Annotated in this window: 19 protein-coding genes and 1 other RNA gene; 9 read left to right on the top strand and 11 right to left on the bottom strand. The window is 70.5% G+C overall.

The genetic code is table 11. The features are described from left to right. Positions 1 to 34: 34 nt before the first annotated feature. From ssrS to SLW55_RS08445, 4 genes are all read right to left on the bottom strand, one after another. A non-coding RNA gene (gene ssrS / locus SLW55_RS08460) (6S RNA) lies at positions 35 to 219 on the bottom strand. Positions 220 to 317: 98 nt separating this feature from the next. After that, positions 318 to 611, bottom strand: a complete 294-nt coding sequence (locus SLW55_RS08455; RefSeq protein ID WP_152235826.1) for a cell division protein ZapA — start codon at positions 609 to 611, stop codon at positions 318 to 320. Then, positions 608 to 829, bottom strand: coding sequence for a TIGR02449 family protein (locus SLW55_RS08450; protein ID WP_017910437.1), 222 nt, complete (start codon positions 827 to 829; stop codon positions 608 to 610). The genes SLW55_RS08455 and SLW55_RS08450 overlap by 4 nt, the downstream gene beginning before the upstream one ends. A 67-nt stretch (positions 830 to 896) precedes the next feature. Continuing rightward, positions 897 to 3,080 carry an EAL domain-containing protein gene (locus SLW55_RS08445; RefSeq protein ID WP_320744948.1) on the bottom strand — a complete coding sequence of 728 codons (2,184 nt, stop codon included), beginning with the start codon at positions 3,078 to 3,080 and terminating at the stop codon, positions 897 to 899. Positions 3,081 to 3,289: 209 nt separating this feature from the next. Between SLW55_RS08445 and SLW55_RS08440 the strand changes: the two genes are divergently transcribed. From SLW55_RS08440 to SLW55_RS08430, 3 genes are all read left to right on the top strand, one after another. Beyond that, positions 3,290 to 3,835 (top strand): YecA family protein, encoded by a 546-nt coding sequence (locus tag SLW55_RS08440; protein WP_043094872.1) that lies wholly within the window; start codon positions 3,290 to 3,292, stop codon positions 3,833 to 3,835. Beyond that, a complete protein-coding gene (locus tag SLW55_RS08435; RefSeq protein WP_026143559.1) occupies positions 3,835 to 5,166 on the top strand; it encodes an aminopeptidase P N-terminal domain-containing protein in 1,332 nt (443 codons plus the stop codon). Before SLW55_RS08440 ends, SLW55_RS08435 begins: the two co-directional genes overlap by 1 nt. A gap of 208 nt (positions 5,167 to 5,374) precedes the next feature. Further along, positions 5,375 to 6,376 (top strand): hypothetical protein, encoded by a 1,002-nt coding sequence (locus SLW55_RS08430; protein WP_267099637.1) that lies wholly within the window; start codon positions 5,375 to 5,377, stop codon positions 6,374 to 6,376. Positions 6,377 to 6,391: 15 nt separating this feature from the next. On the opposite strand, the gene pepQ is transcribed toward SLW55_RS08430, so the two are convergent. The 7 genes from pepQ to rph form a co-directional block, all read right to left on the bottom strand. Beyond that, positions 6,392 to 7,714: a Xaa-Pro dipeptidase gene (gene pepQ, locus SLW55_RS08425; RefSeq protein ID WP_267099636.1), complete on the bottom strand. Its 1,323-nt coding sequence runs from the start codon at positions 7,712 to 7,714 to the stop codon at positions 6,392 to 6,394. Between the two features lie 288 nt (positions 7,715 to 8,002). Beyond that, positions 8,003 to 8,344 carry a PilZ domain-containing protein gene (locus tag SLW55_RS08420; protein WP_026143711.1) on the bottom strand — a complete coding sequence of 114 codons (342 nt, stop codon included), beginning with the start codon at positions 8,342 to 8,344 and terminating at the stop codon, positions 8,003 to 8,005. After that, a complete protein-coding gene (locus tag SLW55_RS08415) occupies positions 8,341 to 10,722 on the bottom strand; it encodes a DUF1631 domain-containing protein (protein WP_320744947.1) in 2,382 nt (793 codons plus the stop codon). Before SLW55_RS08415 ends, SLW55_RS08420 begins: the two co-directional genes overlap by 4 nt. Positions 10,723 to 10,797: 75 nt before the next feature. After that, positions 10,798 to 12,027 carry a radical SAM family heme chaperone HemW gene (gene hemW / locus SLW55_RS08410; protein WP_267099962.1) on the bottom strand — a complete coding sequence of 410 codons (1,230 nt, stop codon included), beginning with the start codon at positions 12,025 to 12,027 and terminating at the stop codon, positions 10,798 to 10,800. A gap of 132 nt (positions 12,028 to 12,159) precedes the next feature. Then, positions 12,160 to 12,771 carry an RdgB/HAM1 family non-canonical purine NTP pyrophosphatase gene (gene rdgB / locus SLW55_RS08405; protein WP_267099961.1) on the bottom strand — a complete coding sequence of 204 codons (612 nt, stop codon included), beginning with the start codon at positions 12,769 to 12,771 and terminating at the stop codon, positions 12,160 to 12,162. Next, entirely contained in the window at positions 12,768 to 13,157 is a 390-nt protein-coding gene (locus SLW55_RS08400; protein WP_267092741.1) for a VOC family protein, read from the bottom strand. The genes rdgB and SLW55_RS08400 overlap by 4 nt, the downstream gene beginning before the upstream one ends. Continuing rightward, the gene (gene rph, locus SLW55_RS08395) at positions 13,154 to 13,879 is read right to left on the bottom strand and encodes a ribonuclease PH (protein WP_010343098.1); all 726 of its coding nucleotides are present in this window, start codon (positions 13,877 to 13,879) and stop codon (positions 13,154 to 13,156) included. The genes SLW55_RS08400 and rph overlap by 4 nt, the downstream gene beginning before the upstream one ends. 107 nt (positions 13,880 to 13,986) lie before the next feature. Between rph and SLW55_RS08390 the strand changes: the two genes are divergently transcribed. From SLW55_RS08390 to recG, 6 genes are all read left to right on the top strand, one after another. Further along, positions 13,987 to 14,847: a YicC/YloC family endoribonuclease gene (locus tag SLW55_RS08390; RefSeq protein WP_043094881.1), complete on the top strand. Its 861-nt coding sequence runs from the start codon at positions 13,987 to 13,989 to the stop codon at positions 14,845 to 14,847. Between the two features lie 110 nt (positions 14,848 to 14,957). After that, positions 14,958 to 15,584 (top strand): guanylate kinase, encoded by a 627-nt coding sequence (gene gmk, locus SLW55_RS08385; protein WP_017909850.1) that lies wholly within the window; start codon positions 14,958 to 14,960, stop codon positions 15,582 to 15,584. Positions 15,585 to 15,696: 112 nt separating this feature from the next. Continuing rightward, positions 15,697 to 15,996 carry a DNA-directed RNA polymerase subunit omega gene (rpoZ, locus tag SLW55_RS08380; protein WP_010343101.1) on the top strand — a complete coding sequence of 100 codons (300 nt, stop codon included), beginning with the start codon at positions 15,697 to 15,699 and terminating at the stop codon, positions 15,994 to 15,996. A 100-nt stretch (positions 15,997 to 16,096) separates the two neighbouring features. Continuing rightward, the gene (locus SLW55_RS08375) at positions 16,097 to 18,268 is read left to right on the top strand and encodes a bifunctional (p)ppGpp synthetase/guanosine-3',5'-bis(diphosphate) 3'-pyrophosphohydrolase (RefSeq protein WP_017909851.1); all 2,172 of its coding nucleotides are present in this window, start codon (positions 16,097 to 16,099) and stop codon (positions 18,266 to 18,268) included. A gap of 315 nt (positions 18,269 to 18,583) precedes the next feature. Continuing rightward, complete coding sequence (locus SLW55_RS08370) at positions 18,584 to 18,967, top strand: RidA family protein (protein WP_010341827.1); 384 nt, start codon at positions 18,584 to 18,586, stop codon at positions 18,965 to 18,967. Between the two features lie 9 nt (positions 18,968 to 18,976). Next, a complete protein-coding gene (recG, locus tag SLW55_RS08365; protein WP_267099960.1) occupies positions 18,977 to 21,127 on the top strand; it encodes an ATP-dependent DNA helicase RecG in 2,151 nt (716 codons plus the stop codon). The last annotated feature ends 184 nt before the right edge of the window (positions 21,128 to 21,311 follow it).

Here is a 21,311-nt window from a genome sequence, read left to right as displayed (position 1 = left end):
ACGGCGCCTTGCGGCGCCGCTCCCTGGAAAAATTGCATTCTCCGCCGTGACGATGCGTGCGAAACGACCTTGAACCCGGGGTTCAAGTGGGATGGCTGGAGAATCATCGGGCTTCCCGCTACGAGGCGGACCTGCACTCCCGATTCCGTCGCCACCCCGTGGTCGTCATTAAGGGACAAGGCGAATGTTTGCACACGCTGTCGTTCACAGCAGAGAACGCAAGTGGAGTATAGCGCCGTGATCGCGCTTGGCTAGTCCGTTCGTCGGTCGTTCGGTACGTTGCAATTCACGTTGATGATCGCAGCGCCACGTGCGGATCAGCGCGTCGTATCGACCACGCTGTCCAGGCGCCGATTGAGATCGGCGAGTGTGCGCGCCATCTCGCGTTCGTGCTTGACCTGTTCGTCGCGCAGTTGCTGCAACTCGTGCGCCAAGTTCAGTGCCGCGAGGACGGCGACGCGGTCCACCGCGGCCATGCGGTTGCTGCCGCGCACCTCGCGCATCTTCGCGTCGAGCAGGCGTGCGGCGGCGAGCAGGCCGTCGCGTTCTTCGGCCTCGACGCCGACGGTGTATTCGCGGTCGAGGATGCGGACGCTGACCGGCTCGCTCACGTGTGCTGCTCCAGGGACTTCAGCCGGGCGATCATCGCTTCCACGCGCGAACGCGCCTGTTCGTTCTTGGTCAGCAACTGCGAGCGCTCGCCGATCAGGTGTTCCTGCTGCTGGCGCAGGCTGCGGTTCTCGTCGGACAGGCGCTGGCAGCGCTCGACCAGCGTTTCCACGCGTGCGGCAAGGGCGCGAAGCTCGGCGAGGGCGTCAGGGCTGTCCATGGCGCTCACGATAGGCATGCGCCCGAGGGGCGGTCAAGACGCCGCGCGGCGGCGCCATGGCCGGCGCTCAGGCAGGCAGCCGCAGCGGTTGCTGCAGCAGGCGCAGGCAGGCGTCCGGCTCCAGCGCCGGCGCCACCAGGTGGCCCTGGATCTCGTCGCAGCCGTGCGCGCGCAGGAACGCCAGCTGCCCGGCGTCCTCGACGCCCTCGGCCACCACCTTCAGCGCCAGCGAGTGGCCCATCGCGATGATGGTGCTGGTGATCGCCTCGTCGTCCGGGTCGCGGGTGAGGTCGCCGATGAATTCCTGGTCGATCTTCAGGGTGTTGATCGGCAGCCGCTTCAGATAGGCCAGCGACGAATAGCCGGTGCCGAAGTCGTCGATGGCCAGGGTCAGCCCCAGCTCGCGGCAGGCGCGCAGCAGCGCGGCGTTCTTGCCGACCTGCGACATCACCACGCTCTCGGTCAGTTCCAGTTCGATGTTGGCCGCCGGCACGCCGGTTTCGGCGAGGATCCCGGCCATCAGTTCCGGCAGGTTGCCGCGCTCGAGCTGGATCGCCGAGACGTTCACCGACATGCACAGATCGGTCAGCCCCATCCGCCGCCAGTCGCGCAACGCGCCGCAGGCCTGGCGCAGCACCCACTCGCCGATCTCCAGGATCAACCCGGTCTCCTCGGCCAGCGGGATGAACTGGCTGGGCGAGACCGGCCCGAAATCGGCGCTGTGCCAGCGCAGCAGCGCTTCCACGCCGACCACCCGCTGCGTGCGCAGCGAGTAGCGCGGTTGGTAGACCAGCTTCAGTTCCTGATCCAGCGGGATCTTGCGCAGCGTGCTGGCCAGGGTGGCGCGGTGACGGGTGGCCTCGTCCATGCGCGCCGAGTACACCTGCGCGTTGCGGCGCCCGGCGGCCTTGGCCTGGTACATCGCGGTATCGGCGTGCTTGAGCAACTCGCTCGGCAGCAGCGCGTGCTGCGGGAACAGGGAGATGCCGATGGAGGTGGAGACCGCGACCTCGCGGCGTTCGTCCAGCCGCAGCGGCGCCTCGAACGCGGCCAGCACGCGGGCGGCCACCGCCTCGGCCTCGCCCTGGCTGACGATGTCCTCGACCACCACGGTGAATTCGTCGCCGGCCAGGCGCGCCACCGTGTGCTGCGGTCCCACCGCCTGCTGCAGGCGTTCGGCCACTGCGCGCAGCACGCGATCGCCGACCGCGTGGCCGAGCGAATCGTTGATGTCCTTGAAGCGGTCCAGATCCAGGAACAGCACCGCGACCGAGCCGGCCTGGCGCCGCGCCCGCACGATCGCCCGCGCCAGGCGTTCGGACAGCAGCGCACGGTTGGGCAGGCTGGTCAGCGTGTCGTAGTTGGCCAGATAGCGCAGTTCCTGCTCGGCGCGCTTCTGCTCGGTGATGTCTTCCAGTACCACCACCTGGAAGCTCTGGCGGCCGTCGGCGTCGACCACGGTATTGCGGCGCAGGTGGCAGAGGATCTCCTGGCCGTCCTTGCGCCGCTTCCAGGCCTCGCCGCGCCAGTGCCGGCCGTGGTCGGCCACCGGGGCCGCCGGCGTTTCCGGCGCGTGGTCGATCAGCGCCATCGGCTGGCCTAGTACCTCGCGCTCGCTGTAGCCGGTGATGCGGGTGAAGGCCGGGTTGACCGAGATGAAGCGGCGGTCCTCGTCGAGCACGGCGACCGCCTCGCCCATGCTGCGCAGCACTTCGGCGGCGATGCGCCGTTCCAGGTCGGCCTGGCGGTGCGAGGTGATGTCGCGTGCGGTGCCGGCGAGGCGGCGCGGCGCGCCGCTGGCGTCGTAGTCGACCACGCGGCCGCGCACCCGCGCCCAGTGCCAGACCCCGTCGCCGGCCAGGTCCACCCGGTACTCGGCGGTGTAGATCGCGGTCAGGCCCTGCAGGTGTTCCTGCAGCACCTGCCGCGCCTGCTGCACGTCGTCGGGATGGATTCGCAGCGGCTCGTTCTCGCGGATCACCAGGCCGATGTCCTGCGCGTGCGGCGTGGCCTCGTCGGCGCGCATCAGCCGCAACCTGCGCTGTTGCAGGTCGTAATCCCAGAAGTGTTCGCCCGAGGCCCACAGCGCCAGCTTCAGGTGCTGGTCGCGCTGTTGCAGTTGCGCGTGCCGTTGCAGTTGCTCGCGCAGGCGCCGACGCGAACGCAGCGCGAACAGCGCCGCCACCCCGCCGGCCGCCAGCGCGGCGAGCGCGACCAGCGGCCATGCGGTCAGCAAGGTCTCGCCGAACAAGGCGAGGCCGGTTCTTTCCGCAGCTCCTGCAGCAACGTGCTCCAATGGCATGGCGGAAAGTGACTTCTGTCAAAGAACGGGTGGTGGAGTGTAGGCGCGTGCCGGAAGCCACCACAAGCGGCGGCGCACACGCGGTTGCTACACTGCGCAGTCCCGATTCCGCCGCAGGCCTCGACAGGCCCGCGGCCAGCGCCCGACAGGCTTGCTCCATGACCGAACTTCCCACTGCCGACCAGATCGCCGATGCCAGCCGGACGCTTGGCCTGGCTGCGTCGGCAGCCGAACTGCACGGCGGCCTGTGCGGCTGGCTGGCCGGCGGCGGCGCCGAATTGCCGGCATGGCCGGCGGCCGTGCTCGCCGACGCCAGCCTCGCCGCGCCGCGCCCCGGCGATGCGCTGGACCGCCTGCGCGAGGCCACGACTGCGCAACTGAACGACCGCGATTTCGGCTTCGACCTGGTGCTGGCCGATGCCGGCGCGCCGCTGCCCGAGCGCGCCGACGCGCTGTTCGACTGGTGCCGCGGCTTCCTCGGCGGCTTCGGCCTGGCCGCAGGGGCTGCGCCGCCACTGTCCGAGGAAGGGCAGGAGGCGCTGCAGGACGTGGCGCGCCTGGCCCAGGCCAGCGCCGACGATTTCGACAGCGGCGACGAGGACGAGGACGCGCTGGCCGAGATCGAGGAGTTCGTGCGCGTGGCGGTGCTGCTGCTGCACAGCGACTGCGTGCTCGGCCCGCGCCACCGGCAGCGCCTGAACTGATGAAGCGCCTCACCGGGATTTCCTCCGGCGAGTACGTGCGCCGGCGCCGTCATTTGATGGACATGGCCGGCGAGCAGGCCATCCTGGTGCTGCCCAGCGCACCGGAGCGGGTGCGCAGCCACGACACGCACTACCCGTACCGGCAGGATTCGGACTTCTGGTATCTGTGCGGGTTCGCCGAGCCGGACGCGGTGCTGGTGCTGGTGCCCGGTCGCCGCCATGGCGAGGCGCTGTTGTTCTGTCGCGAACGCGACCCCGAGCGCGAAGCCTGGGACGGCCCGCGGGCGGGCCAGGAAGGCGCTGTCGAGCGCTATGGCATGGACGATGCCTATCCGATCGACGACCTCGACGAGATCCTGCCCGGGCTGCTGGAAGGCCGCTCGCGGGTGTATTACCACTTCGGCCGCGACGTCGATTTCGACCTGAAGCTGATCGGCTGGGTCAAGCGCGTGCGCGAGCAGGTGCGGCACGGCGCGCAGCCGCCGCACGAATTCCTGGAGCTCGGCCATCTGCTGCACGAGCAGCGCCTGTTCAAGTCGCGCGACGAGATCGCGCTGATGCAGGTGGCCGCCGACCTCAGCGTGGCCGGGCACCGCGCGGCGATGCGGCTGGCGCGGCCGGGCGTGCACGAATACCAACTGCAGGCCGAGATCGAGCGCGAATTCCGCGCCGGTGACGCCTGGCCGGCCTACGGCAGCATCGTCGGCAGCGGCCACAACGCCTGCGTGCTGCATTACCGCGCCAACGCCGCGCGCCTGCGCGACGGCGACCTGGTGCTGGTCGATGCGGGCGCCGAATACCGCGGTTATGCCGCCGACATCACCCGCACCTTCCCGGCCAACGGCCGCTTCAGCGCCGAACAACGCGCGCTGCACGACCTGGTCGGTGCCGCGCATGCTGCCGCGCTGGCGCAGGCGCGCCCGGGCGTGGCCTACGAGGCCGGACACCTGGCCGCGGTGCAGACCCTGACCGAAGGCCTGCTGCGGCTGGGCCTGCTCAAGGGCAGCGTCGAGCAGAACCTGGCCAGCGGCGACTACCGGCGCTTCTACCGGCACAAGACCGGGCACTGGCTGGGCCTGGACGTGCACGATGTCGGCGACTACCGGCTGGCCGGCGAATCGCGCCTGCTCGAGCCGGGCATGGTGTTCACCATCGAACCCGGCCTGTACGTGTCGCCGGACGACAAGGACGTCGACCCGAAGTGGCGGGGCATCGGCATCCGCACCGAGGACGACGTGCTGATCACCGACGACGGCCATCGCGTGCTCACCGATGCCCTGGCGCGCAGCGCCGAGGAGATCGAGGCGTGGATGGCTGGGAATGGGGAATAGGGAAACGGGAATGGGAAAAGCGGTCGCCGCGCGCGGAAAGGTCAGCTAGCAGACCTGGCGCGTTTGCCGTTGCGAATCCCCAATCCCGATTCCCCAATCCCGGCGGCGGCCGTCAGGCCGCCGCGGCAGACTGACGCCGCCCCCTTGCGTGCCTGCGGCCGGTTGCGCACAGTGACAGGCTGAACAAGGGGGATTCATGAAGATGTGGATGCGATGCCTGCTGGTGGCAGGACTGTGCGTGGCCGTCGCAGCGCAGGCGCGCGCGCAGCAGGCGGCCACGCCGGCGGCGCCAGCCGATGCTGCGCCCGCGGCGACGCAGGCGCCTGTGCCTGCTGCGGTGCCCACGCTGGCGCTGGACGATCTAGAGACGTTGCTGTCGCTGCGCGCTGCGCCGGAGGCCCGCGCGCAGATGCTGGCGCAGGTCGTCGCGCTGGCGGGTAAGGGCGATGGCGCCTCGGCGTACGTGTTGGGCGTGCTCTACCGCAATGGCGAGGCGCATCCGGCGCATCTGGTGCCGCGCGATCTGGACACGGCCCGCTACTGGCTGGAGCGCTGCCTGGGCATGCCGCGCTGCCCGCTGCTCGCGTTGGCGTCGCTGGCCGAGCTGGAGTTGTCCGCCGGCAATGCCAAGCCGGCGCTGCAATGGGCGCAGGGCTGGGTGGCGCTGGATCGCGAGTTCACCACGCGGGCGCGCGAGATCGAAGGCCGCCGTGTGCGGCCCAGTCAGCGCAATCGCGATACCGCCTACCATGCCTACCTCCTGGAGCGCTGCTATGCGGCGATGCCGAGCGGCGACCGCGACGCGATCGGCCTGGCCTGGTTCAACGCGTTCCGCGTGCAGTGGGGCCGTGTCCTGGACCGGATGCTGTTCGCGCAGCTCGATGCGCTGCAGGCGCAGGATGGCGAGGAGGCTGGCGGGCTGACTGCGCGTGCCGAGAATCAACGGCGCAAGACCGTGCTGGACAGCCCGATGGACCTGCCGGTCACGCCGGCGTTGAGCCTGTTCCTGATGCGCGGCGATCCGCAGGGCGGACGCCCCGAGTCCGCCCTGGTGCTGGAGGCGCTGCCTTCGCCGAACGCGGCACGTGGACTCGAAGCGCTGGCACGCGATTTCAAGACCGCGCCGTATCCGGCCGCCGCCGGGCAGCGCCGCTACGACCTGATCCCGATGAGCTTCAATCGCGGCCCGTACGCGCTGACCGGCAAGTGACCGTGGCGGCGGCCATCAGGCCGCCGCAAACACCGGCCGCGTCAGGTTCTCGGGTGCGTCCTCGGTGCACGCCACTTCGTCCTCGATGCGGATGCCGCCGTAGGGCTTGAACTGCGCCACCCGCGCCCAGTCGACGCTGCCGCCATGGCCGGCCTGCTTGAGGTCGTCGAGCAGCATGTCGATGAAGTACAGGCCCGGCTCGATCGTCACCACCATGCCAGGTTCCAGGGTGCGGGTCATGCGCAGGTAGGGATGGCCGTCGGGGCGTTCGATGCGGCCGCCGCGGTCGCTGGCGGCGAAACCGGCGACGTCGTGCACCTGCAGGCCGATCGGGTGGCCCAGGCCGTGCGGGAAGAATGCGGCGCTGACGCCGGTGGCCACCGCGGTTTCCGGCGACACGGTGAGCACGCCGGCGTCCTTCAGCACGCCCATCAACGCCAGGTGCGCGTCCAGGTGCAGTTGCCGGTAGTCGACGCCGGCGCGCACGTGCTGGCCCATGCGCTGCTGCGCGGCGTCCACCGCGTCGATCAGCGCCTGGAACTCGCTGTCGCGATCGGCGGCGTAGGTGCGGGTGATGTCGCTGGCGTAGCCGTGTGCCGAGGCGCCGGCGTCGATCAGGAAGCTGCGCAGCGGCGTCGGCGCCTGCCGCTGCAGTTCGGTGTAGTGCAGCACGGCGCCGTGTTCGTTCAATGCCACGATGTTGCCGTACGGCAGTTCGTTCGCGTCCTGGCCGACCGCGGCGCAGTAGGCCATGTGGATCTCGAACTCGCTGCGGCCGTCGCGGAACGCGGCCTCGGCGGCGCGATGGCCGCGCACCGCCGAGTGCTGCGCCTGGCGCATCAGTGCCAGCTCGTACGGCGTCTTGTAGGCGCGGTGGTATTCCAGGTAGTCCAGCACCGCCGGCGGGTTGTTCGGCACGTAGGCGCGCAGCGCGCTCTGCGGCTCGCCGAGGATCGCGCTGCGCGCGGCATCCGGCAGCAGCGCCAGCGCTTCGTCCGGGGTGCGGATCAGATGGATGTCGCAGTGCTCCACCCACCAGCCGCTGGGCGCATCCGGCACCACGTGCCAGTAGTCGCGCGGCTGGTGGAAGATCACCTGCGGGCGGCGCCCCGGCGTGTACACCAGCCAACTGTGCGGCACCCGCGTCAGCGGCAGCCAGGCCTTGAACTGCGGGTTCACCGCGAACGGATAGTCGCGATCGTCGAACACCTGGTAGTGCAGGGTGCCGCTCGGGACCACCAGGTGGTCGAAGCCACCGCGCGCCAGCGCTTCGTCGGCGCGTCGGGTCAGGGTGCGCAGGTGGTCGGGATACAGGGCGCTTGGATCGTGCTGGGGCATGGCGGCGGACTCGTTCGGCGATGCGGAAACGGGGGCGCCAAGTGTGCCGGAAACGGTGCAGGCGTGTGGACGCGCACGGACGGCCTATGCATGGCATGCGATGCCGAAGCTACGCCGGCGATGCGGGGCTTTGTCGATCTGCCGGAGACTCTTTGCGGCCGATCGCGCAACGGTCGCGGATGGCCGCCGCAGGAGCGGCTTCGGCCGCGACCGAGGCGTTCCCGGGAATGCCGGTCGCGGCTGATCCGGTCACAGGGATCAGTAGCCGCACCTGCGAGGTTGATGCCGCTAGCCGCCGGTCGCAGCGTTGATCCACTGCCGCAGCAGGTCGCGATGCGCGGGGGAAATGGTCAGGAAGCGGAAGCCGGCCCAGGCCTGGCCCGGTGCGTGCGAGGGTTCGCTCCACAACAGGTGCGCGCCGATATCGATCTGCACGTCGCGGTCGGCGTGCGGTATCGCGAAGCGCAACTGGTACAGCGCGTCCTCGTGCAGCGGTGCCGAGGCGAGCAGCAGCATGCCGTGTTCGGAGACGTTGCCGAGGCGGCCGACCACGGCGTCTTCCATCAGGTCCAGCACCGGCACCATGTCCGGAACCTGGAGGCGCGGCGATCGGCGAGCGTCTGCGCTCATGCGCCCTCCATGGCGTCGTCGGCGGCTGGAACGCCGGCCAGGGTGCGCAGCGCGCGCACCGCGGCCTGCCAGGCGCGGTCGATCAGGCGGGCGCGGTCCTCGCTGACGATGCGCGCCTGTGCCTGCGCCAGCAGCCGCGCCAATCCGTCGAGCGTGTGTTCGGCGGCCTTCTGCCCGCGCTGGTTGACGAACAACGCACGCTCGGTGATCGGGCTGTACCAGGACAGGCGTTGCCGCTTCAGGTCGCCTTGTTGGTTGACGACGAATTCGAACCAGGTGCCGAACGGCAGCGTGCGCAACCGCGCATACGCGGCCTGTTCGGCCTCGTTGCGCGGCGGCAGCGAGGGGCGCTCGCCGTCCTCGCCCTGCTCGCCGAGGCGGGTGCGCGCCTTCAGCCGCACGCTGAGTTCGGTGCGCGAGGTGGTGGCGTCGGTGCCGCCGGGCGTGGACAGGCGACGAGCGATGGCCTCGGCTTCCTGCTGGTGGTAGCCCACCTGCAGCAGCGCCTGGCCCACGCGCTCGGCCAGGGCGGCATCGGAGGCGCCCTCGCTGCGGCAGGTGACCTCGGCGATGCGCTCGGCCAGGCCGATGCGCTCGCGCCAGGTCTCCGAGTCCTCGCCCTGACGCAGCAGGGTCAGCACCAGCACGTCGGACCAGGCCTGCTGCAGCAGGGTCTGCACGAAACCCGGCGGTTGCCGGGCGCTGCACAGCGCCTCCAGGGTGGCGGTCGCGGTCTGCTTGGCCAGCTCCAGCCGTTCCTTGCCGCGCGCGGCCTCGACGTGCCGGCGCTCGGCGATCTCGGCCTTGTGCGCCAGGCTGCGCTGCTGCGCCTGGATCTCCTGGTGGGCCTGCTCGAAGACGGTCTCGTCGCCTTCGTACTCCTCGATCACGCGGTCCACGGCCTGGTTGAGCTTGAGCAGCAGCGTCGGATCGCTGTCCTCTTCGCCCAGCCAGGTGGCGCCGGATTCGGCGACGGCATTGAGCAGTTCCCGCGCCGGGTGCCGGCTGCGCGCGAAGAACGCCGGATCCTGCAGCGCGGCGCGCACCAGCGGCACCTGCAGGCGTTCCAGCAGCGCCGCGGCCGGCGCGTCGGGGCGTACCTCGCGCTCGATCTCGCCGTACAGCAGGCCGAGCAGGTCGAAGGTGTCGGCCTGCTGCGCTGCCAGGGTCGCCTGCGCGCCGTGGGTGGCGCGCAGCGCCTGCAACAAGGCGGTCTGCACGTCGCGCAGGTGGCGGCGTCCGCGCAGCCCGCCCAGGGTGCTGTGGGCCGGCGGTTGCGCCTGCAGTTCGCCCAGGGCCTCCAACAGGCTGGCGGTCGGCACCGGGGCCGCACCGGCGGCGCTCGCCGGCCGCGCCGGGAGCGCGGCGGCACCGGCGGTCTCAGTCGTGGGCGCCGCCGCGGCGGGCACGGCCTTGGCGCGCGCCGCGGTCAGCAACTGGCGCAGGGTGGCCAGGTCCGGGCCGTTGGCGGCCGATTCCGCGGCGCCGGCTGCCGCGCCCGCTGGCGGCAGCGGTGCCGTCGCGGCCGGCCCCGGCGGCACGCCCATGGCGGGTGCGGCTTGACCAGGAGCGCTGGCGTTCCCGCGGGGGCCGCTGCCGGCAGCGGGCGGCGCCGCGGCGCCGGGCATGCGCGCCGCGCGCCGCGTGCCCGGGTCGACATTGGTGCTGCGCGCCACGTAGGGCAGATAGATCAGGCCGGGCAGCACCCCGGCGTGGGTCAGCAGGACATTGGCCCGTTCCACCATCTCGCCGTAGCGCGCCAGCACCTGCCGTTCGAAGGCGCGATACAGCGCCAATTGCGTGTCCAGGCCAAGGCCCAACGCTTCGCCGGCGGTGCGCAGCAGCCGGCACAGCGCGTGCGGTCCCAGCGGCAGTTGCTCGATCTCGAAGGCGGGCCGCGCCGCCAGCACGCCGAAGCGCTGGCCGAGCAACTGCAGCGGGATATTGCAGCGGATCGCCTCGCGGCGGGCGATCTCGTGCAGCACGATGTCGCGGTCGATATCCACATCGGCGACCAGGGTCAGCATCTGCCCGGCACCTGCCTTGGCTACTCGCGGCGCAGCGGCCGTTGCCAAGGGGCTGCGGATTCCGGCCAGCCCGGCTTCCAGCTGCGCCTGGTAGAACGGCGCCAGGCGCCCGCGCTGCGCGCGCACGCGTTGCGCCTCCTGGAACAGGTCCTGTTGCACCTGGCCATTGCGGGCGCGCCCGGCCTGCTCGAGCAGGTCCTGCTCCAGCTCGTTCAGGGTCGCCTGCAGCGGCAGTTCCAGGGCCTGCCACAGCAGGCTGTTCAAGGCCTGCAGGATGTCGCGCACGCGCGCCGGCAGGGCGGCGCTGGCAAGCGTCGCTGGCGGGGCCGACATGGTCGCAGACAGGGGCATCCTGTGATCGCCGTTATACTTTTCTGCGCGGTATGTAGCACGATCCGCCGCCGCAACCAAGGCGGGCGGCGCGGCTCAGGGCAGGAACAGGGCGATCACGTCGTTGGTGAACCGCCGTCCCAGCTCGGTCGGGACGGCGTGGCCGGCGTCCACCCGCAACCAGTCGCGGGCCTGCGCGGTGGCCAGGGCCGAGGCGATCGCCTGCAGCGGCAGGCCGGTGCGGGCGCTGAAGTCGCGCAGCGCGAAGCCGTCGTTGAGGCGCAGGGCGTTGAGCATGTACTCGAACGGGCGCCGCTCCGGCGCGATCCACTCGTCGCCGCCGATCGCCGACGGCGTCCCCGCCGCGTCCAGGAACGCCTGCGGATGCTTGTGCTTCCAGCGCCGCAGGATGTTCTGTTCGGCGCCGGAACTGATCTTGCCGTGCGCGCCGGCACCGATGCCGAGATAGTCGCCGAAGGTCCAGTAGTTGAGGTTGTGCGCGCAGCGGTAACCGGCGCGGGCGTAGGCGCTGACTTCGTACTGTGCGAAGCCGGCCTCGGCCAGCAGCGCCTGGCAGCGCTCCTGCATGTCCCAGGCGTCGTCGTCCTCGGGCATGCCCTGCGGCGGCCGCGCGGCGAACACGGTGTTCGGCTCCAGGGTGAGCTGGTAGTGGCTCATGTGGGTCGGCTGCAGCGCCAGCGCCCGCGCGATGTCGCGCTCGGCCTCGGCCAGGGTCTGTTGCGGCAGCGCGTACATCAGGTCCAGGTTGAAATTGATATAGCCGGCGTCCTGCGCCAGCTTCACCGCACGCTCGGCCTCGGCGCCGTCGTGGATGCGGCCCAGCCGCTGCAGGGCAGCGTCGTCGAAGCTCTGGATGCCGAAGCTGAGGCGATTGACCCCGGCCGCCAGGTAGCGATCGAAGCGGCCATGCTCGGCGGTGCCGGGGTTGGTCTCCAGGGTGATCTCCAGGCCGGGCGCGAAGCGCAGCCGGGCGCTGGCCGCCTGCAGGAAACGATCGATCGCCTCGGGCGGGAACAGGCTGGGCGTGCCGCCGCCGAAGAACACGCTGTTGACCACGCGGCCCCAGACCAGCGGCAGGTCCTGGTCCAGGTCGCGGATCAGCGCATCCACGTAGGCGTCGAACGGCAGCGCGCCCTTGGCCGCGTGCGAATTGAAATCGCAGTACGGGCATTTGCGCACGCACCAGGGCAGGTGCACGTAGAGCGACAGCGGTGGCGGCACCAGCGTCGGGGTGTCGGCGTGCGCGGACGGATCCGGGCAGGCGGTGCCGGGCGGATGCTGGCAATGGTCGTGGGCGTGCGGCATGGCGGGCGGGAATCTGGAAACGGAGATGCGGGCGGTGCGGGCGCCGGAGGGTTCAGGGCTTGGCGCAGCGGCGCAGGGCAGTCTGCGCGCGCCGCGGTGTCCTGACTGGCCCGGTGCCTGCGCGCGGTGCGGTCACTCGGCGGGATGCGCCGCAAGATGGTCCGCCAGGCGCTGCTTGAGCTGTTGCAGGGCGAGGGCGCGGTGGCTGATGCGGTTCTTCAGCGCCAGCGGCATCTCGGCGGCGGTCTGGCCGTGGTCCGGATCCAGGAACACCGGGTCGTAGCCATGCCCGCCGGTGCCGGCACGCGCATGCGCGATGCGGCCGCGCCAGCGGCCTTCCACCAGCAGCGGCTGCGGATCCTCGGCATGCCGCAGCAGCACCAGCACGCAGTAGAAATGCGCGCCGCGCTGCGCATCGGGGACATCGCGCAGCGCGTCCAGCAGCTTGTCGATGTTGGCCTGCGCATTGCCGTGTTCGCCGGCGTAGCGCGCCGAGTACAACCCCGGCGCGCCGTGCAGTGCGTCCACGCAGATGCCGGAGTCGTCGGCCAGCGCCGGCAGGCCGGTGACGCGGGCGGCGTGGCGCGCCTTGAGCAGCGCGTTCTCGACGAAGGTCAGGCCGGTCTCGTCGGCATCGCTGACGCCGAGCGTGGATTGCGCGATCAACTCGACCCCCACGTCGTCGAGCAAGGCGTTCAGTTCTTCGAGCTTGCCGGCGTTGCTGCTGGCCAGGACCAGTTTCATGCGATGGGCTCCAGCAGATCCCAGGTGTTGCCGTACAGATCGCGGAACACCGCGACAGTGGCGTAGGGTTCGTGGCGAGGGGCTTCCAGGAATTCCACACCGGCGGCCAGCATCGCCGCATGGTCGCGCTGGAAGTCGTCGGTGTGCAGGAAGAAGCCGACGCGGCCGCCGGTCTGGTCGCCGATGCGGCTGCGCTGCGCGTCGTCGCTGGCGCGCGCCAGCAGCAGCGCCGCGCCGCGCGCATCGCCGGGCCCGACCACGACCCAGCGCTTGTGGCCCTGGTCCACGTCCTCCAGCACCTGGAAGCCCAGCTTGCCGGTGTACCAGGCGATGGCCTCGTCGTAGTCGGCCACTACCAGGGTGACCAGGGCCAGGTGCCGGTTCATTGCGCCAGAGCGGCGCGCTGTGCCGCCAGCAGTTCGCCGATGCCGCGCTCGGCCAGGCCGAGCAGCGCGTCCAGTTCGTCGCGGCGGAAGGCGTGGCCCTCGGCGGTGCCCTGCAGCTCGATGAAGCCGCCGCCATCGTTCATCACCACGTTCATGTCGGTATCGCAGTCGCTGTCCTCGGCGTAGTCCAGGTCCAGCACCGGCACGCCGCGGTAGACGCCGACCGAGACCGCGGCGACCGCGCCCAGCACCACCGGCTTCTTCAGGTCGCCGCGCTTCTGCAGCCAGTTCACCGCATCCACCAGGGCCACGTAGGCGCCGGTGATGGCGGCGGTGCGGGTACCGCCGTCCGCCTGCAGCACGTCGCAGTCCAGGGTGATGGTGCGCTCGCCCAGCGCCGTGCGGTCGACGCAGGCGCGCAGCGCGCGGCCGATCAGACGCTGGATCTCCAGCGTGCGTCCGCCCTGCTTGCCGCGCGCGGCTTCGCGATCGGAACGCGAGTGGGTGGCGCGCGGCAGCATGCCGTATTCGGCGGTGACCCAGCCTTCGCCCTTGCCGCGCAAAAAGCCCGGCACGCGGTTCTCGACGCTGGCGTTGCACAGCACGCGGGTGTCGCCGAAGCTGACCAGGACCGAACCTTCGGCATGGCGGGTGAAGGCGCGTTCGATGCGGACCGGGCGCAACTGATCGGCCGTGCGGCCGCTGGGACGGGAGAAGGACATGCAGGGGTTCCGGGAAGGGCGGGGCCGTGCGCGGCCTGTGACCGCGTCGGTGAGGCAGGAAAGGGCGCTAGGTTAACATTCGCCCCCTGTCCGCACCGGAACACCGCATGATCCGCAGCATGACCGCCTATGCCGGCGCCGAGCGCATCACTCCCTGGGGCACGCTGGGATGCGAGCTGCGCTCGGTCAACCACCGTTTCCTGGAAGTCGGCGTCCGCCTGCCGGAAGAACTGCGCGCGCTGGAGCCGCAACTGCGCGAGCGCGTGGCCGCGCGGATCAGTCGCGGCAAGCTCGACCTGATGCTGCGCCTGCGCGCGCCGGAGGCAGCGCAGACCCTGGCGGTGAACGAGGCCCTGGTCGAGCAACTGGGTGTGCTTGCGCAACGGCTGGGAGTGCGTTTCCCGCAGATGCAGGTGCAGTTCGTCGACCTGCTGCAGCTGCCCGGCGTGCTGCAGGGGCAGACGGCCGATCCGGCGGCGCTGCAGGCGCAGGCGCTGGAATTGCTGGACGAGGTGCTGGCCGAGTTCGTCGCCGCGCGCGAGCGCGAGGGCGGCAAGCTGGCCGCGGCCATCGTCGAGCGCGTCGATGCGGTGGAACGCATCGCCGGCGAGGTGCGCACGCTGATCCCGGCCATCCGCGACGGCCAGCGCGCCAAGCTGGCGGCGCGCCTGGCCGACCTGCCGCATCCGGTCGATCCCGGCCGTGCCGAGCAGGAACTGGTGCTGTGGCTGCAGAAGCTCGATGTGGACGAGGAACTGGACCGGCTCGGCAGCCACATCAAGGAACTGCGCCGCGTCCTGCGCCAGCCGGAACCGGCCGGCCGGCGCCTGGACTTCCTGCTGCAGGAGTTCAACCGCGAGGCCAACACCCTGGGCTCGAAGTCGGTGGACAGCCGCACCTCCAACGCCGCGGTGGAGCTGAAGGTGCTGATCGACCAGATCCGCGAGCAGGTGCAGAACCTCGAGTAGCCGGGAATGGGCGATCGGGAATGGGGAATCGTCAAAGCGGGTACGATTCACCCCCAGCCCGGCTCGGCGCTGTTCCCATTCCCCATTCCCGACTCCCCATTCCCAAGAACATGCGCGGCACTCTCTACATCGTGGCGGCCCCTTCCGGCGCCGGCAAGAGCAGCATCGTCAACGCCACCTTGGCGCGCGATCCGCAGATCGCGCTGTCGATCTCGTTCACCTCGCGCGCGCCGCGGCCGGGCGAACGCCATGCGGAGCACTACCATTTCGTCTCCGCCGACGAGTTCCAGCGGATGATCGATGCCGGCGACTTCTTCGAGTACGCCCGCGTGCACGGCGACTGGAAAGGCACCGCGCGGCAGTCGGTGGAGCCGCAGCTGGCCGCCGGCCACGACGTGCTGCTGGAGATCGACTGGCAGGGCGCGCGCCAGGTGCGGGCCAAGGTGCCGGATGCGGTCAGCGTGTTCATCCTGCCGCCGTCGCGCGAGGCCCTGGAACAGCGCATGCGCAAGCGCGGCCAGGACAGCGAGGCGGTGATCGCGCAGCGGCTGGCCGCCGCGCGCGAGGAGATGTCGCACTACGCCGACTTCGACTACGTGATCGTCAACGAGCATTTCGACACCGCGGTGGACGAGATGTGCGCGATCTTCGTCGCCAGCCGCCTGCGCCGGCCGCAGCAGCAGCAGCGCCATGCCGCGTTGATCGACACCCTCCTGCAGGAACAGCCAACTGGCTGATTCCAAAGGGAACTGAATGGGGTGGGGTTGATCTCGGGCGGCTGCCGCCCTACAATCCCCGCCCTTTCCCTCATTCGAACGCGTGGCCGCCGCCGGCCCGCCGGGAGCCCGCATGGCCCGCATCACCGTAGAAGATTGCCTGGAAGTCGTTAACAACCGTTTCGAACTGGTCATGATGGCGTCCAAGCGCGCCCGCCAGCTCGCCAACGGCGTGCAGGCTACCCTCGACAACACCGAGTCCGCCGACAAGCCGACCGTGCTGGCGCTGCGCGAGATCGCTGCGCGCAAGATCGACAACGCGCTGATCGACGAGGTCGAGAAGGCCGAGCGCGAGCGCGCCGAGCGCGAAGCCCTGGAATGGGCCGCGGCCGAAGTGGTGGCCGACGAGGACATGTCCAAGAACGACGACTGATCGCGTCCCGCGTCGCGATCGTCCTGCGAACAGCCCGCATCCGCGGGCTGTTTCGTTTTGCGGGTTTGCCGTCCACGCGCCGCTGGCATAGTCTTTCCGCATGAACCCAGGCCCTTCTGCCCAGGTCGCCCACGCCGCGCCATCGTCGGCCGACGAGGCGGTCCCCGACTACGTCCTGCAGCTCGAACGCAGCGCCAGCTATCTGCCGCCCGAGCAGATCCCGCTGCTGCGCCGCGCCTGGGAGGTCGGTGCGGCCGCGCACGCGGGGCAGACCCGCAAGTCCGGCGAGCCCTACATCACCCATCCGGTGGCGGTGGCCGGGGTGCTGGCCGAACTGGGCCTGGACGTGGAGGCACTGATCGCCGCGATCCTGCACGACACCATCGAAGACACGCCGCTGACCCGCGCCGAGCTGGCCGCCGAGTTCGGCGAGGCGGTGGCGGAACTGGTCGACGGCGTCACCAAGCTGGACAAGCTCAAGTTCCGCGACCGTCAGGAAGCGGCCGCCGAGAGCTTCCGCAAGATGCTGCTGGCGATGTCGCGCGACCTGCGCGTGATCATGATCAAGCTCGCCGACCGCCTGCACAACATGCGCACGCTGGGCGCGCAGAGCGCCGAGGCGCGCAGCCGCATCGCCCGCGAGACCCTGGAGATCTACGCGCCGATCGCCCAGCGCCTGGGCATGAGCCTGATGAAGTCCGAGCTGCAGAACCTCGGCTTCCGCGCGCTGCATCCGTGGCGGCACGCGATCATCGAAAAACACATCCGCAGCCAGCCGGTGGTGCGCCGCGAGTCGATGGCGCAGGTGGAAGTGCAGTTGTCGCAGCGTCTGGCCAAGGAAGGACTGGAGCACCGGCTGGTGAGCCGGATCAAGACGCCGTGGAGCATCTACAACAAGATGCGCGACGAGAACAAATCCTTCGACCAGGTGATGGATGTGTTCGGCTTCCGTCTGGTGGTGCGCGGCGTGCCCGACTGCTACCACGCCCTCGGCGCGGTGCACGCCACCTTCAAGCCGCTGGACGCGCGCTTCCGCGACTTCATCGCCATTCCCAAGGCCAACGGCTACCAGTCGCTGCACACGGTGCTGTTCGGGCCCTACGGCTCGCCGATCGAGGTGCAGATCCGCACCGAGGAAATGGACCTGATCGCCGAACGCGGCGTCGCCGCGCATTGGACCTACAAGTTCGGCGGCGATTCGCCTAACAGCGCGCAGAGCCGCGCGCATGCGTGGATCGTCGAACTGATCGAATCGCAGCGCGCCGCCGGCTCGTCGCTGGAGTTCCTGGACAACGTCAAGGTCGACCTGTTCCCGGACGAGGTCTACCTGTTCACGCCCAAGGGCAAGATCCTGGCGCTGCCGCGCAATTCCACCGCGCTGGACTTCGCCTATGCGGTGCACACCGACGTCGGCAACCGCGCGGTGGCCTCGCGCGTGGACAAGAAGCTGGTGCCGCTGCGCACCAAGCTGGTCAGCGGACAGACGGTGGAAGTGATCACCGCGCGCTCGGCCACGCCCAAGCCGCAGTGGCTGGAGTTCGTGGTCAGCAGCAAGGCGCGCACCGCGATCCGCCACCAGCTCAAGCAGCTCGAACACGAGGACGCGGTGCAGCTCGGTCATCGCATGCTCGATCGCGCACTGGAGGCGATGGACAGCTCGCTGGAGCGGCTGCCCAAGGGGCGCCTGGATTCGTTCCTCAGCGAGCACCGCTACCCGCGCCTGGAGGCGTTGCTGGCCGACGTGGCGCTGGGCAACTGGATGCCCAACCAGGCCGCGCAGGCGCTGATGGCGTATGCCGAACTGCGCGGCGGCGGGCATTCCAAGCACTCGCAGGAAAAGATCCTGATCAACGGCACCGAGCGCGGCGTGGTCAGCTTCGCCAATTGCTGCCAGCCGATTCCCGGCGACGAGATCATGGGCTACCACACCGCCGGCAAGGGCATCGTGGTGCATCGCCTGGACTGTCCGAACCTGGCCGAACTGCGCAAGTCGCCCGAGCGCTGGGTGCCGATCGGCTGGGATACCAGCGTCATCGGCGACTACGACACCGCGCTGGTGGTGGACGTGGAGAACCGCACCGGCGTGCTGGCGCAGCTGGCCGCGGCGATCGCGCAGAGCCAGTCCAACATCGAGCGCGTCGACTACCTGGACCGCGACTTCAACGCCGCGGTGCTGCGCTTCAACATCCAGGTGCGCGACCGTAACCACCTGGCCGAAGTGATGCGCCGGCTGCGGCGCTTGAATGCGGTGCAGAGCGTGCGCCGCCAGTAGGCGGTGCTGGGCGGAATGGGTCGGGAGTTCTTGTGGGAGGGACTTCAGTCCCGACGCGTGATGGTGTCAGGCGGCTTTCTGCTTCACTCGTCGTGGCTGAAGCCGCTCCCACAAGGAATGGACTGGGGCTTCGTGCCAGTGCACGTGATCGGGCATCGTCCGCGCCGCCTGCCAACGCGGCTGCATGACGGTCGACGCCTGCGAAAGAACGCTTGGTCGCGATCCTGTCACGGTCATGCTCCCCAATCCCCAATCCCCAATCCCCAGCCGCGCACGCCAGCTAAACTAGGCGGACATTCTTCCAACGGAGTCGCCATGTCCCGCCAGATCATCCATACCGACCGTGCACCGGCCGCGATCGGCCCGTATTCGCAGGCCGTGCGCGCCGGCAACACTGTTTACTTCTCCGGGCAGATCCCGCTGGATCCGGCCACCGGCGAGATCGTCGCCGGCGACATCGCCGCGCAGGCGCGCCGCGCGTTCGACAACCTGCAGGCGGTGGCCGAGGCGGCCGGCGGCTCGCTGGACCGCATCGTGCGCCTGGGGCTGTACCTCACCGATCTGGCGCAGTTCGCGCAGGTCAATGCGGTGATGCAGGACTACTTCCAGGCGCCGTTCCCCGCGCGCTCCACCATCGAAGTCTCGGCGCTGCCCAAGGGCGCGGGCTTCGAAGTGGACGCGGTGATGGTGCTGGACTGATCCCCCGCCGTGCCGCGCGTGCAGGTTCCGGCGCCGGCGCTGTCGGCGGCAGGCGAGGCGCCGCTGACCACGCTGCCCGGCGTCGGTCCCAAGCTGGCGGAGAAATTCGCCGCGCGCGGCCTGTCCACCCTGCAGGACCTGTGGTTGCACCTGCCGCTGCGCTATGAGGACCGCACCCGCCTGACCACGGTGGCGGCGCTGCAGCCGGGCGTGCCCGCCCAGATCGAGGGGCGGGTGCAGGCGGTGGATCGCGGCTTCCGCTACCGGCCGATGCTGCGCGTGGCGGTCGCCGACGAGTCGCGCGGCACCCTGGTGCTGCGCTTCTTCCAGTTCCGTGGCGCGCAGGCGGCGCAGTTCGCGGTCGGCGCGCGCTTGCGCGCCTTCGGCACGCCCAAGCCGGGCCAGCACGGGCTGGAGTTCGTGCATCCCAGCTACCAGATCCTCGGCGAGGGCGACGATGCGGCGCTGGGCGATCGCCTGGATCCGGTGTACCCGGCGGTGGAGGGCGTCGGTCCGGCGACCGTGCGCCGGTTGATCGGCCAGGCGCTGGATCGGCTGCCGGAGGAGGCGACACTGGAACTGCTGCCGGCGTCGCTGCTGGCCGAACTCGGCCTGCCGTCGCTGCGCAGTGCGTTGCTGGTCGCGCACCGGCCGCCGCCGCAGGCCGACCTGGCCGCGCTCGCCGCCGGCCTGCATCCGGCGCAGCAGCGCCTGGCGCTGGAGGAACTGCTCGCGCATCACCTGAGCCTGCGCCGCCAGCGCATCGCCATGCAGTGCCAGCCGGCGCCGTCGCTGCGCGGCCGCGGGCTGCTGGCCAAGCGCCTGCAGCAGTCGCTGCCGTTCCAACTGACCGGTGCGCAGCAGCGTGTGTTCGCGCAGATCCGCGCCGACCTGGAGCGGCCGGCGCCGATGCTGCGGCTGGTGCAGGGCGACGTCGGCAGCGGCAAGACCGTGGTCGCCGCGCTGGCGGCGATGCTGGCGGTGGACAAGCGCAAGCAGGCGGCGCTGGCCGCGCCCACGGAACTGCTCGCCGAACAGCATCTGGCCAACCTGCGCGGTTGGCTGGAGCCGCTGGGCGTGCGCGTGGCCTGGCTGGCCGGCAAGGTCACCGGCAAGGCGCGCAGCGCGACCCTGGCGCAGATCGCCTCGGGCGAGGCGCAGGTGGTGGTCGGCACGCACGCGCTGATGCAGGAGGCGGTGCGCTTCCACGACCTGGCCCTGGCCATCGTCGACGAGCAGCACCGCTTCGGCGTGCACCAGCGCCTGGCGTTGCGCGACAAGGGCGCTTCCGGCGCGGGCGTGCCGCATCAACTGGTGATGACCGCCACGCCGATCCCGCGCACCCTGGCGATGGCCGCCTATGCCGATCTGGACGTCTCCTCGATCGACGAACTGCCGCCGGGGCGCACCCCGGTGCAGACCATCGTGCTCAACGCCGAGCGCCGTCCCGAGCTGGTGCAGCGCATCCGCGTGGCCTGCGCCGAAGGTCGCCAGGCCTACTGGGTCTGCACCCTGATCGAAGAGGCCGAGGACAACGAGAAATCCGCGCAGGGTGGCGGTGCCGGCAACCGGCTCGAGGCCAGCGCCGCGCAGGCCACCTTCGAAGCGTTGTCGGCGCAGTTGCCGGAACTGCGCGTGGGCCTGGTCCACGGACGCATGAAGCCGGCGGAGAAGCAGGCGGCGATGCGCGCGTTCAAGCAGGGCGAGATCGACCTGCTGGTCGCCACCACGGTCATCGAGGTCGGCGTGGACGTGCCCAACGCCTCGCTGATGATCATCGAGAATGCCGAACGCCTGGGCCTGGCGCAGCTGCACCAGTTGCGCGGGCGGGTCGGGCGCGGCGCGGCGGCGTCGAGCTGCGTGCTGATGTACCAGGCGCCGCTGTCGGCGATGGCGCGGCAGCGCCTGGAAACCATGCGCCAGACCAACGACGGCTTCGTCATCGCCGAGAAGGATCTGGAACTGCGCGGTCCCGGCGAACTGCTCGGCACCCGCCAGACCGGCCTGGCCGCGTTCCGCGTGGCCGACCTGGCCCGCGACGCCGGCCTGCTGCCGCGCGTGCACGCGCTGGCCGACCGGCTGCTGGAGGAAGCGCCGGTCCTGGCCGACCGCATCGTCGCGCGCTGGGTCGGTGGGGCGGTGCGGTTCGCCGGGGCGTGAGAGGCTGGGATTCGGCATTGGGGATGACCAGCCATTCGGCTGTTGAAAGCGGGGATTCGTAAAAAGCGGCCGCCCCTACGACAAACAGCGGTGGCGTTGCTTTTGCGAATCCCTGCTTTCAACAGCCGAATGGCTGGTCATCCCGACTCCCCAATCCCGTCTTCTTCCCATGCCTGCGCCGCAG

Origin of the sequence: Xanthomonas sp. LF06-19 (assembly GCF_034105425.1) — a bacterium.
GTDB lineage: Bacteria > Pseudomonadota > Gammaproteobacteria > Xanthomonadales > Xanthomonadaceae > Xanthomonas_A > Xanthomonas_A sontii.
Note: the sequence above shows the minus strand (reverse complement) of the source record. Positions and strands in the feature narration are given on the sequence as shown.